Here is a 12473-nt window from a genome sequence, read left to right as displayed (position 1 = left end):
GGGAAGAGTGCCACCCGGATGGCCTGATTGTCAGGAGCCGGTCAAGACTTTGGCCGGAAAACGTCCGTAGAGCGCGGGGCCGGTGGGGTTGGACGTACGGTCTCGTCCTGTATACGGACCCGGCCCCCCGCTCTACGGACGTTTTCCGGCCAAAGTCTTGACCGGCTCCTGACAATCAGGCCATCCGGGTGGCACTCTTCCCCGCATCCGTTACGCGGAGCCCCACAACGCACCACTCCGCGCCCACGGCCCGCTCGTCGCTCGAAGCGCCCGGCCCACCCGCACCTGGTGCCTACCCCCACACGTTCCACGTGTTCTGCCTCGCTCTGCCCGGACGGCCACTCCGCCGCCCGGTCCCCCTCGGCCGCACCCCCTCGGTCGCGGCCACCGCAGAAGGAGTCAGTGTGAGACGCACCCCCCATCGGCGCGCTGTCGCGACCGGCGCCGTGGTCGCCATGGCCGCGATGCTGACCGTCAGCGTGCAAGCAGGCGCCGGCACGGCCGCCACACCCCGGCCCGGCCAGGCCCACGCGCAGCCCGACCCGGGCGCGCTGCCCGCGAAACTGACCCCGGCGCAGCGCGCGGAACTGCTGCGGGAAGCCGGCGCCACCACCACCGAGACGGCGAAGCAGCTCAAGCTCGGCCCCAAGGAGAAGCTGGTCGTCAGGGACGTCATCAAGGACGTCAACGGCAGCCTGCACACCCGCTACGAGCGCACCTACGCGGGCCTGCCGGTGCTCGGCGGCGGCCTGGTCGTCCACCGGGCGGACGGGAAGGTGCGCAGCGTCACCAAGGCGGTGCGCTCGCAGCTCGACGTGCCGACCACCACCGCCAAGGTCAAGCCCGCCACGGCGGAGCAGAAGGCCCTCAAGGCGTCACAGGCGCAGGGCGTCAAGAAGTCCGACGCCCGGGACCCGCGCAAGGTGGTCTGGGTCGCCGACGGCAAGCCGCTCCTCGCGTACGAGACGGTCGTCGGCGGCGTCCAGGAGGACGGCACCACGCCCAGCGAGCTGCACGTCGTCACCAACGCCACCACCGGCGAGAAGCTCGCCGAGTGGCAGGGCGTCCAGGAGGGCACCGGCAACAGCATGTACAGCGGCCAGGTGACCCTGGGCACCGCGCCCTCGTACACGCTGACCGACACCACCCGCGGCAACCACAAGACCTACAACCTCAACCACGGCACCTCCGGCACCGGCACGCTGTTCACCGACCCGGACGACGTATGGGGCGACGGCACCCCGCAGAACGCCCAGACGGCCGGTGTGGACGCGCACTACGGCGCGGCGCTGACCTGGGACTACTACAAGAACGTGCACGGCCGCAGCGGCATCAGGGGCGACGGCGTCGGCGCGTACAGCCGGGTGCACTACGGCAACAACTACGTCAACGCCTTCTGGCAGGACAGCTGCTTCTGCATGACGTACGGCGACGGCAGCGGCAACGTCAAGCCGCTGACCTCGATCGACGTGGCGGCCCACGAGATGAGCCACGGCGTCACCGCGGCCACCGCCAACCTCACCTACAGCGGCGAGCCCGGCGGCCTGAACGAGGGCACCTCGGACATCTTCGCCACCGCCGTCGAGTTCTACGCCAACAACCCCAAGGACGTCGGTGATTACCTCATCGGCGAGGCCATCGACATCAACGGCAACGGCACGCCGCTGCGCTACATGGACAAGCCCAGCAAGGACGGCCGGTCCAAGGACTACTGGTACTCCGGCATCGGCGGCATCGACGTCCACTACTCCTCCGGCGTCGCCAACCACTTCTTCTACCTGCTGTCCGAGGGCAGCGGCCCCAAGGACATCAACGGCGTCCACTACGACAGCCCGACCTACGACAACCAGCCGGTGCCCGGCATCGGCCGGTCCAACGCCGAGAAGGTCTGGTTCTCGGCGCTGACCAAGTACATGAGCGCCAACACCAACTACGCCGCGGCCCGCACCGCGACGCTGTCCGCCGCCGCCGACCTGTTCGGCCAGGGCAGCGCCACGTACAACACGGTCGCCAACACCTGGGCGGCGGTCAACGTCGGCCAGCGCGTCCCGGACACCGGCGTCAGCGTCACCAACCCGGGCAACCAGACCAGCACCGTCGGCCAGCCCGCCAGCCTGCAGATCAAGGCCACCAGCAGCAACGCGGGCGCGCTGAAGTACGCGGCCACCGGGCTGCCGGCCGGGCTGAGCATCAACCAGGACTCCGGGCTCATCTCGGGCACCCCGACCACCGCGGGAACCGGCAACGTGACGGTCACCGTGACCGACTCGGCCAACAAGACCGGCACCACCAGCTTCACCTGGACCGTCAACCCGGCGAGCGGCGGTGACGTCTTCGAGAACACCGATGACGTCCAGATCCCGGACGCGGGCGCCGCGGTCAACTCGCCGATCAAGGTCACCCGGGCCGGCAACGCGCCGAGCGCCCTGAAGGTGGACGTGGACATCGTCCACACCTACCGCGGCGACCTGGTGATCGACCTGGTGGCCCCGGACGGCACCGCCTACCGGCTGAAGAACTCCAACGCGGCCGACTCGGCGGAGAACGTGAAGGCCACGTACACCGTCAACGCCTCCTCCGAGAAGGCGGAGGGCACCTGGAACCTGCGGGTCCGGGACGTCTACCAGCAGGACAGCGGCTACATCAACAGCTGGAAGCTGACCTTCTGAGCCATCCGGAAGCCGGCCCCCCGGCCTGACGGGGGGCCGCACGCGGCCAACCACCGCACCCGTACGGGCAGTTCGCCGGGCGTCGCTCCCTCCCAGGGGGCGGCGCCCGTTCCCTTGCGTACAACTCCGCTATACGAACAGTGATGTTCGCTCTACGGACGATTTCCGGCCAACTTCCCGACCGCATCCTGACATGCACGCGTTCGAATGGCAGTCTCCCCTCAATCACACCCGATCGCTTTGCACCCCCACCCTGGCAAAGTTGAAGGAGTATGCGTGTCCCCCCACATTTCCCGTAGAGCACGTATCACCGGTGTTTCGCTGGCCGCGGCCGGCGCACTGATAGCCGCGGCCGTCACGGCCGGTACCGCGGGCGCCTCCCCCACGGCGCCCTCCGGCACCAGCACCGCGGCCTCTTCCGTCACAGCGGCCTCGCCGGTCAAGATGACCGCCTCGCACCGCGCCGAGCTGCTGCGCGACGCGAGCGCCACCAAGGCGCAGACCGCGCAGCAACTGGGCCTGGGCGCCCAGGAGAAGCTGGTGGTCAAGGACGTCGTCAAGGACGCCGACGGCACCACCCACACCCGTTACGACCGCACCTTCGCCGGACTCCCGGTCCTCGGCGGCGACCTGATCGTGCACCGCGCCAAGGACGGTGCCGTCAAGAGCACCACCAAGGCCAACAGCGCGAAGATCGCCGTCGCCTCCACCACCCCGAAGGTCGCCCCGAAGGCCGCGGCGCAGGCCGCGCAGGGCACCGCGAAGTCCTTCGGCGCGAAGCAGGCCGCCGCCGTGACGCCCAAGAAGGTCGTCTGGGCCGCCTCCGGCAAGCCGGTCCTCGCGTACGACACCGTGGTCGGCGGCTTCCAGAAGGACGGCACGCCCAACCAGCTGCACGTCATCACCGACGCCGACACCGGCAAGAAGCTCTTCCAGTACCAGGGCATCGAGAACGGCGCGGGCACCAGCGCCTACAGCGGCGCCGTCGAGATCGGCTCGAAGAAGGGCGCCGACGGCTACGAGCTGACCGACGACCAGCGCGGCGGCCACTCGACGTTCAACCTGAACGGCAGCCAGAGCGGCGAGGGCAAGCTGTTCACCAACAAGGACGACAAGTGGGGCAACGGCAAGGCCGACGACCCGGCGACCGCCGCCGTCGACGCCGCCTACGGTGCCCAGCTGACCTGGGACTACTACAAGACCGTGCACGGCCGCGCCGGCATCAAGGGCGACGGCAAGGGCGCGACCTCCCGCGTCCACTACGGCCAGAACTACTCCAACGCGTTCTGGGACGACAGCTGCTTCTGCATGACGTACGGCGACGGTGAGGGCAACAAGAAGCCGCTGACGTCGATCGACGTGGCGGCGCACGAGATGAGCCACGGCGTCACCTCGGCCACCGCCAACCTCACCTACAGCGGCGAGTCGGGCGGCCTGAACGAGGCCACCTCCGACATCTTCGGCACCTCCGTGGAGTTCTTCGCCAAGAACAAGGAGGACGCCGGCGACTACCTGATCGGCGAGAAGATCGACATCGCCGGTGACGGCAAGCCGCTGCGCTACATGGACAAGCCCTCCAAGGACGGCCAGTCCCTGGACAGCTGGACCCCCGAGGCCGGCAACGTCGACGTGCACTACTCCTCCGGCATCGCCAACCACTTCTTCTACCTGCTGTCCGAGGGCAGCGGCGCCAAGGAGATCGGCGGCGTCAAGTACGACAGCCCGACCGCGGACGGCAAGAAGGTCGAGGGCATCGGCCGGGACAAGGCCGAGAAGATCTGGTTCAAGGCCCTGACCACGTACATGACCTCGAACACCGACTACAAGGGCGCCCGTGAGGCGACCGTCAAGGCGGCCACCGACCTGTTCGGCAAGGACAGCGCCGAGGTCAAGGGCGTCGAGGCGGCCTGGACGGGCGTCGCGGTGAAGTAAGCGCGGTACCGGCCGGCCCCTGACAGCCGGCCACCGGGGCAGCACGCCCCCACGACCGGGCGGTGTCCGGAGGCTCCCAACCTCCCTTCGGACACCGCCCTTCCATGTGTCCGGCGGTGTCCGGCGGTGTCCGGCGGCGGACCTGCGGGGACGGATGGCTAGGGTGACCCCATGACCGATCTCGGGGGTGAGCGGCCCGGCGGGCCCGTTCGGGTGCTGCTGGCGGACGACGAGGCGATGATCCGGGCGGGGGTGCGCGCCATTCTCGCGGCGTCGCCCGGCATCGAGGTGGTCGCGGAGGCCGCCGACGGGCGGGCGGCGGTGGAACTGGCGCTGCGGCACCGGCCCGACGTGTGCCTGCTGGACATCCGGATGCCGCGGCTGGACGGCCTGGGTGCCGCGGCCGAGCTGCGCCAGGCGCTGCCGCAGACCGCCGTGGTGATGCTGACGACCTTCTCCGAGGACGAGTACGTGGCCGGGGCCCTCGGCACCGGTGCCAGCGGCTTCCTGCTGAAGACCGGTGATCCGCGTGAGCTGATCACCGGGGTGCAGGCCGCCGCCGAGGGCGGCGCGTATCTCTCGCCGTCCGTGGCCCGGCGGGTCATCAGCCGGTTCGGCGGCGGCGCGGCGCTGGGTAAGGCGGCCGCCGCGAGGTCCCGTGCCGAGGAGCTGACCGCGCGCGAACGCGAGGTGCTCGCGCTGGTCGGTGCCGGGCTGTCGAACGCGGAGATCGCCGCGCGGCTGTTCCTCGTCGAGGGCACGGTCAAGGCGTACGTCAGCGCGATCCTGGCCCGGCTGGGCCTGAAGAACCGGGTGCAGGCGGCGATCCTCGCGTACGAGGCGGGGCTGGTGCAGGACAGCTGAGCCCGCGCCCGCGCTTTCCTTACTTTCGTCAGGGGCGCCCGACCGGGCCGATCGGCGAAGCTGACGGCATGCTCACTCGTCTTCGGCGCCCGGCGCCGCCCGCCGCCGAACGTCCCCGGTGGGCCGCCCGGCTGCTGGACGTCTGCCTCTGGCTGGCGCTGGCCGTCCCGCTCACCGCCGCCTTCGACGGGGTGCCCAAGGACCGGGTGTGGACCGCGGCGATCGGCATCCCGCTGCTGGCGGCGGCGGTGGCGGTACGCCGGAGGTGGCCGCTTGTCGCGCTCGCCGTTCCGGTCGCCCTGGCGCTCGCGACGAGCCGGAACCTGTTCACGTTCGAGTACACCGCCGCCCTCGCCGTCCTGGCGTACCTCGCCGGGGTGCGGGTCGAACGGGCCCGTGCCTCCCTCTGGTTCTTCGCGGGCGTCGCGGCCGTCGGCCTGCCGCTGTGCGTCGTCCTCGTCCACAACATGTGGCCGTGGTTCACCGCGGTGCTCACGCTGCTGTTCAACATCGTCCTGCCGTGGCTGCTCGGCCGCTACCGCCGCCAGTACGCGGCCCTGGTCCGTACGGGCTGGCAGCTCGCCGAGCGGATGGAACACGAGCAGCAGGCCGTCGCGGACCGCACCCGGCTGCGCGAACGGGCCCGGATCGCCGGGGACATGCACGACTCGCTCGGCCACGAACTGGCGCTGCTCGCCCTGCGGGCCGGGGCCCTGGAGGTCGATCCGCGGCTGGCGCCGGACCAGCGGGCGGCGGTCGGCGAGCTGCGGGCGGCGGCCGGCGCCGCCACCGAACACCTGCGGGACATCATCGGCGTACTGCGCACCGACGACCGGGCCGAGCCCTCCCGGCTGCCCGCCGACGACAGTGTCGAGGCCCTGGTCGAACGCGCCCGGTCCTCGGGCATCGATGTCTCGCTGCGGCGCGACGGAGCGCAGGAGACGGGCGAGGAGGCCATGCCGGTGATGGGCGGGCGGGCCGTCCACCGCGTGGTCCAGGAGGGGCTGACCAACGCCACCAAGCACGCGCCCGGCGCGCCGGTGGAGGTACGGCTGACCGGCGACGGGCAGCGGCTGGACGTGACGGTGACCAACGGCCCGCCGCCGCCCGGTGCGGCGCCGTCACCGGCCCTGGTCTCCGGCGGCAACGGGCTGGTGGGACTGGACGAACGGGTCCGGCTCGCGGGCGGTGAACTGCGCGCCGGACCCACGCCCGAGGGCGGGTTCGAGGTTGCGGCGCGGCTGCCGACGACCGGCCGGGCGCCGGTGCGCGGCCCCGGCGACAGCTCCCAATGGAGCGTCTCGCAGCGGGAACTGGCGTCCGCCCGGCACCAGGTGCGGCGGCGGCTGGTGCAGACCGTGACCGTACCGGCCGCGCTGTTCACCGGACTGCTGCTGGTCATGGGCGTCTTCGCGCTGATCAGCCCGTCCTGGTCGGTGCTGGACCGCGGGACGTACGAGCGACTGCGCGTCGGCGACGGCCGGGAGGCGGTGGAGCCACGGCTGCCGTTCTTCTCCCTGGACGTACCGCCGGACGGCACGCCCGCCCCGCCGCCCGGCCACGTCTGCCGCTACTACGGCTATCGGGCGTACGCCGACGACACCGCGTACCAGCTGTGCTTCGCGGACGGGCGGCTGGTGTCGAAGGGCGTCGTCCACCGGCGGGACCGGCCGACGCCCAAGTAGGCGCGACAGCCCGTCACTTCACCTCAAGGACGATCTTCCCCTGCGTACGGCCGGTCTCGCCCATCTCGTGCGCCTTCGCGGCGTCCTCCAGCGGGAAGGTCGCGGCGATGTGCGCGCGCAGCTCGCCGGATTCGGCCAGGCCGGCGATCGCGCGCATGCCCGCGTGGTCGGCCTCGACGATCATCAGGGCCAGGCGGACGCCGCGCGCCGCGGCCTTCGCGGTGTCCTCCGGGGTGGCGCCGACGAGGATCGAGACGACGGTGCCGCCCTCGCGCACCACGTCCAGGGAGCGGGTGAGGGTGTCGCCGCCGATGGTGTCCAGGACGACATCGACCGGTCCCGCGGCCTCGGCGAAGTCGGTCTCCCGGTAGTCGATCACCTCGTCGGCGCCGAGGGAGCGCAGGAAGTCGTGCTTGGCGGCGCTCGCCGTGCCGATCACGTGGGCACCCTTGGCCTTGGCGATCTGTACGGCGAGGTGGCCGACGCCGCCCGCCGCCGCGTGGATCAGGACGCGCTGTCCGGGCCGGATGTCCGCGGTGTCCACCAGCGCCTGGTAGGCGGTGAGCGCGGCCAGCGGCAGGGCGCCCGCCTGGACGTGGTCCAGGGCGGCGGGCTTGTGCACGAAGGCCCGCGCGGGGCCGGTGACGTACTCGGCGTGGGTACCGACGCCGTACGGGTACGGGACCATGCCGAAGACCTCGTCGCCCGGTGCGAACAGGGTGACGCCGATGCCGACCGCCGTCACGACGCCGGAGACGTCCCAGCCCAGGACGCGGGGCAGCTCCTTGATGAAGAGGCCGGCCGCGCGGTGCTTCCAGTCGGTGGGGTTGACCCCGGCGGCGCGGACCGCGATCTGTATCTGGCCGACGCCCGGCTCGGGCCGCGGGAGTTCGGTTTCCTTCAGGACCTCGGGGCCGCCGGTGGCGTCCTGGCTGATGGCACGCATGGTGTGTTCGCTCATGAGATCCAGCATCACCGGCCGCGACGATCACGACAATGGCACGATGGCCACTCTCCGATAGGATCGTGCCATGCGTGCGCACCGTGTGGTGGTCCTGGCCCTGGAGGGCGTCTATCCGTTCGAGCTCGGCATACCGGGGCGGGTCTTCGGCGCCGCCGACGGCCGTTACGAGGTGCTGACCTGCTCGGCCGACGGGCGCCCGGTGCGCTGCGGCGCCGACTTCTCGATCACGGTCGAGCACGGGCCGGAGGTGCTGCGGACGGCCGACACCGTGGTGGTCCCGTCCATCGCCCCGGGCCATGTCCGCAGTGAGCTGCCCGAGGCGGTGAGCGTCGCGCTGGCGATGATCCGGCCCGGTACGCGCATCGTGTCGATCTGCACCGGCGCGTACGTGCTGGCCGCCGCCGGGCTGCTGGACGGCCGCCCGGCCACCACCCACTGGCAGCTCACCGAGGACTTCCGCCGCCGCTTCCCGACGGTGCGGCTCACCCCCGACGTGCTCTTCGTCGACGACGGCGACGTGCTGACCTCGTCCGGCGCCGCCTCCGGCATCGACGTGTGCCTGCACGTGGTGCGCGCCGACCACGGCGGGACGCTCGCCAACCACGTGGCCCGCAAGTGCGTCGTACCGCCGTTCCGCGACGGCGGCCAGGCCCAGTACGTCGAGCAGCCGGTGCCCGCGCCGACCGCGACCGGCACCGCGGCCACCCAGCAGTGGGCCCTGGAGCGCCTGGACGAGCCGCTGACCCTGACCCGGCTGGCCCGGCACGCCGGGATGAGCCTGCGCACCTTCAACCGCCGCTTCCGCGACGAGACCGGGCTGAGCCCCGGGCGGTGGCTCATCCAGCAGCGGCTGCTGCGCGCCCGCCAGCTGCTGGAGACCAGTGACCTGCCGGTGGACCTGATCGCCGGGCAGGTCGGCTTCGCGGGCGGCGCGTCCCTGCGGCAGCACCTGCACGCCGCGATCGGCGTCTCGCCGCAGGCGTACCGGCGCACGTTCCGGGCGCCCCGGCCGGCGGAGGACCAGCCGGCGGTCCGCGCGGGCTGATTCCGTCCGTCGTGTACCGGGGCGGCTGTACGGAGCGGGTGCGGCTGTACGGAGCGGGTGCGGCCGGTCCAGCGCTGTACGGAGCCGTGCGGCCGGTCTACTTTCGGCTCGGACGGAAACGTACGCCCGAGAGGGGACACCGCCATGGCATTCGGTTTCGTCGCCTTCCACTACCCGGCCCCGGAGCACATCGAGGAGTTCGTCGCCCAGTGCCACCAGGTCGCCGAAGCGGCCCGGTCGCAGCCGGGCTTCCTGTCCGTCGGGGTCTGGGTCACCCCGGACGGCGAGGCCGTCGTCACCACCGGTGCCTTCGAGTCCGAGGAGACCTTCCGCGCGGCGGCCGAGGTCGGCCGCGAGATGGGCGCGACGCCCGAGGGCCTGAGCGACCTGGAGGTCCGGCCCCGCCAGGTCCACTTCCTGCTCTCCCGCTGAACGGACCGGCCGGGGCACCGCACGCCGTACGTGCGGTGCCCCGGCCGCGTACGGTCAGCCGCCGCGCCTCAGCGCATCAGCACCCCCGCCTCCTCCCCCGTCGCCTCCGACGGCACCGCCAGCAGCCCCATCTCGGCCGCCGACGCCAGCAGCCGGTGGGCGGGCAGCACGCGGACCGTGTAGCCGAAGGAGCCGGTGCGGTCCAGGGCGAGCGGGCCCTCGTAGAGCCAGCGGCCCTCCAGGTCCGGGCCGCCGGTCGGCTTGAGCGGCACGGTCGTGGCGTCCGTGATCCGGTCCGACTCGTCCACCCGGCCCGAGACGACCTGTACCTCCACGTCGTCCGGGGCCAGCTCACCGAGCGTGACGCGGACCCGCAGCGCCAGGGTCGCGCCCAGTTCGGCGCTGCCGTTGGGCGGGCCGCCCGGTACACCGGCGGGCTCCGCGCGGTCGACCACCAGGGCCCCGGTCTCCACGTGGTCCACCGCGACCTGCGGCCACGCGGCCCGTACCCGGGTCTTCCACGCCGCCAGCTCGGTCGCGGCCTGCGGGGTCAGCGCATGCTGGGCGCGGGCGGCGGGGGCGTACAGGCGCTCCACATACTCCCGCACCATGCGCCCCGCCAGCACCTTCGGCCCCAGGTTGACCAGCGTCTGCCGGACCATCTCGACCCACCGCTGCGGGACGCCGTCCGCGTCGCGGTCGTAGAAGCGCGGCGCGACCCGCTGCTCCAGCAGCTCGTACAGGGCGTTGGCCTCCAGCTCGTCGCGCCGGTTCTCGTCGGTGGCGTGGCCGTCGGCGGTCGGGATGGACCAGCCGAAGTCCGGCTCGTACCACTCGTCCCACCAGCCGTCCAGCACGGACAGGTTCAGACAGCCGTTGAGCGCCGCCTTCATGCCGGAGGTGCCGCAGGCCTCCAGCGGGCGCAGCGGGTTGTTGAGCCAGACGTCGCAGCCGGGGTAGAGCTTCTGCGCCATGGCCATGCCGTAGTCGGGCAGGAAGACCAGCCGCTGGCGTACGCGGGGGTCGTCGGCGAAGCGGACCAGCTCCTGCACGAGGCGCTTGCCGCCGTCGTCGGCCGGGTGGGCCTTGCCCGCCACCACGATCTGGAGCGGCCGCTCGCGGTGCAGCAGCAGTTCCATCAGGCGGTCGCGGTCGCGCAGCATCAGGGTGAGGCGCTTGTAGGAGGGCACCCGGCGGGCGAACCCGATGGTCAGCACTTCCGGGTCGAGCACGCCGTCGATCCAGCCCAGTTCCGCGGCGCCCGCGCCGCGCTGCCGCCAGGAGACGTGCAGCCGCCGCCGGACCTCCTCGACGAGCTGTTCGCGCAGCACCCGCCGCAGGTCCCAGACGTCCGCGTCCGGGATGTCGGCCACCGCCGACCAGCGCCGGGAGTCGCCGACCGACAGCGCATCCTCGGTGCGGCCGGGCCCGATCTGCCGCGCGCCGAGCCGGAAGACCTCGGGCGCCACCCAGGTCGGCGCGTGCACGCCGTTGGTCACCGAGACGATCGGCACGTCCTCCGGGTCGAAGCCCGGCCACAGCCCGGCGAACATCTCCCGGCTGACGCGGCCGTGCAGGGTGGAGACACCGTTGGCGCGCTGGGCCAGCCGCAGGCCCATCACCGCCATGTTGAAACAGTTCGGCTCGCCGCCCGGGTAGGTCTCCAGGCCGAGCGCGAGGATCCGCTCGACGTCGATGCCGGGCAGCTCGGCCGCCTCGCCGAAGTGTTGCGCGACCAGTTCCCGGTCGAAGCGGTCGATGCCCGCCGGGACCGGGGTGTGGGTGGTGAAGACCGTACCGGCGCGTACGGTCTCCAGGGCGCCGTCAAAGTCCAGGCCGACCGGCCCGCCGGCCGCGCCCGGGCCGCCCTCGCGGCCCGCGTCCGCCAGCTCCCGGATACGCTCCAGGCCCAGGAAGCCCGCGTGTCCCTCGTTCGTGTGGAACACCTCGGGCGCGGCGTGGCCGGTCAGCCGGCAGTACGTCCGCAGGGCCCGCACCCCGCCGATCCCCAGCAGCATCTCCTGCAGCAGACGGTGCTCGCTGCCCCCGCCGTAGAGCCGGTCGGTCACGTCCCGCTCGCCCGGCGCGTTCTCCTCCACGTCGGAGTCCAGGAGCAGCAGCGGTACGCGCCCGACCCGGGCCACCCAGATCAGCGACCGCAGCTGCCGCCCGCCGGGCAGCGCGAGGGCGACCTGCGCGGGCGTCCCGTCGGCCTCCCGCAGCAGGTCGAGGGGCAGCTCGTTGGGGTCCAGCACCGGGTAGTGCTCCTGCTGCCAGCCCTCGCGGGAGAGCGACTGGCGGAAGTAGCCGTGGCGGTAGAGCAGGCCGACGCCGATCAGGGGCACGCCGAGGTCGCTGGCCGCCTTGAGGTGGTCGCCGGCGAGGATGCCGAGGCCGCCGGAGTACTGGGGCAGGGCGGCGGTGATGCCGAACTCGGGCGAGAAGTAGGCGACGGCCTCGGGCAGCCGGCCGTCCCGGCCGCTCTCCTGGGCGCTCTGGTACCAGCGCTGCCCGGTCAGATAGTCCTGGAGGTCGTCGGCGGCGGCGCCGAGCCGGCGCAGGAACCGGCGGTCCCCGGCCAGCTCCGCCAGCCGCTCGGCGGAGACGGTGCTCAGCAGCCGTACGGGGTCCAGTCCCGCGCGGCGCCGGCCGGCGGGGGCTATGGCGTGGAACAGCTCACGGGTCTCGGAATGCCAGGACCAGCGCAGATTGCGCGCCAGGTCGCTGAGGGGTCGCAGGGGCTCCGGGAGGACGGGGCGCACGGTGAACCGACGAATGGCCTTCACGCTACGACGGTAGCGGCGCGGGGCCGCCCGATTCGCCCGGTACCCCGTAATCCGCTCGGATCCGGCCGCCAACTGCCGGGACGGGCAAGGCGCTTG

The 12473-nt window shown here is 72.4% G+C and carries 8 protein-coding genes; 6 read left to right on the top strand and 2 right to left on the bottom strand.

Features of this window, described 5'->3' with window-relative positions:
- Nucleotides 1-404: 404 nt before the first annotated feature.
- From IH45_RS0138855 to IH45_RS0138840, 4 genes are all read left to right on the top strand, one after another.
- Nucleotides 405-2669, top strand: a complete 2265-nt coding sequence (locus tag IH45_RS0138855) for a M4 family metallopeptidase (RefSeq protein ID WP_030680401.1) — start codon at nt 405-407, stop codon at nt 2667-2669.
- A gap of 276 nt (nt 2670-2945) precedes the next feature.
- On the top strand, nt 2946-4601 hold the full coding sequence (locus IH45_RS0138850) for a M4 family metallopeptidase (RefSeq protein WP_030680398.1): 1656 nt from the start codon (nt 2946-2948) through the stop codon (nt 4599-4601).
- Between the two features lie 171 nt (nt 4602-4772).
- Complete coding sequence (locus IH45_RS0138845; protein WP_032919194.1) at nt 4773-5465, top strand: response regulator; 693 nt, start codon at nt 4773-4775, stop codon at nt 5463-5465.
- A gap of 68 nt (nt 5466-5533) precedes the next feature.
- The gene (locus IH45_RS0138840; RefSeq protein ID WP_030680394.1) at nt 5534-7150 is read left to right on the top strand and encodes a sensor histidine kinase; all 1617 of its coding nucleotides are present in this window, start codon (nt 5534-5536) and stop codon (nt 7148-7150) included.
- A gap of 13 nt (nt 7151-7163) precedes the next feature.
- On the opposite strand, the gene IH45_RS0138835 is transcribed toward IH45_RS0138840, so the two are convergent.
- Nucleotides 7164-8096, bottom strand: a complete 933-nt coding sequence (locus tag IH45_RS0138835) for an NADP-dependent oxidoreductase (protein WP_030680391.1) — start codon at nt 8094-8096, stop codon at nt 7164-7166.
- 85 nt (nt 8097-8181) lie between these two features.
- On the opposite strand from IH45_RS0138835, the gene IH45_RS0138830 reads away from it, so the two are divergent.
- A complete protein-coding gene (locus IH45_RS0138830; RefSeq protein ID WP_032919192.1) occupies nt 8182-9159 on the top strand; it encodes a GlxA family transcriptional regulator in 978 nt (325 codons plus the stop codon).
- Between the two features lie 144 nt (nt 9160-9303).
- Complete coding sequence (locus tag IH45_RS0138825; protein ID WP_030680384.1) at nt 9304-9591, top strand: antibiotic biosynthesis monooxygenase family protein; 288 nt, start codon at nt 9304-9306, stop codon at nt 9589-9591.
- 68 nt (nt 9592-9659) lie between these two features.
- Here the strand turns inward: IH45_RS0138825 and glgP are convergent, their stop codons facing one another.
- A complete protein-coding gene (gene glgP / locus IH45_RS0138820; protein WP_030680380.1) occupies nt 9660-12377 on the bottom strand; it encodes an alpha-glucan family phosphorylase in 2718 nt (905 codons plus the stop codon).
- Nucleotides 12378-12473 lie beyond the last annotated feature (96 nt).

The organism is Streptomyces rimosus subsp. rimosus (genome assembly GCF_000720725.1).
Lineage (GTDB): Bacteria > Actinomycetota > Actinomycetes > Streptomycetales > Streptomycetaceae > Streptomyces > Streptomyces rimosus_A.
The sequence above is the reverse complement of the archived record's forward strand: the minus strand, read 5'-3'. Positions and strand labels throughout refer to the sequence as shown.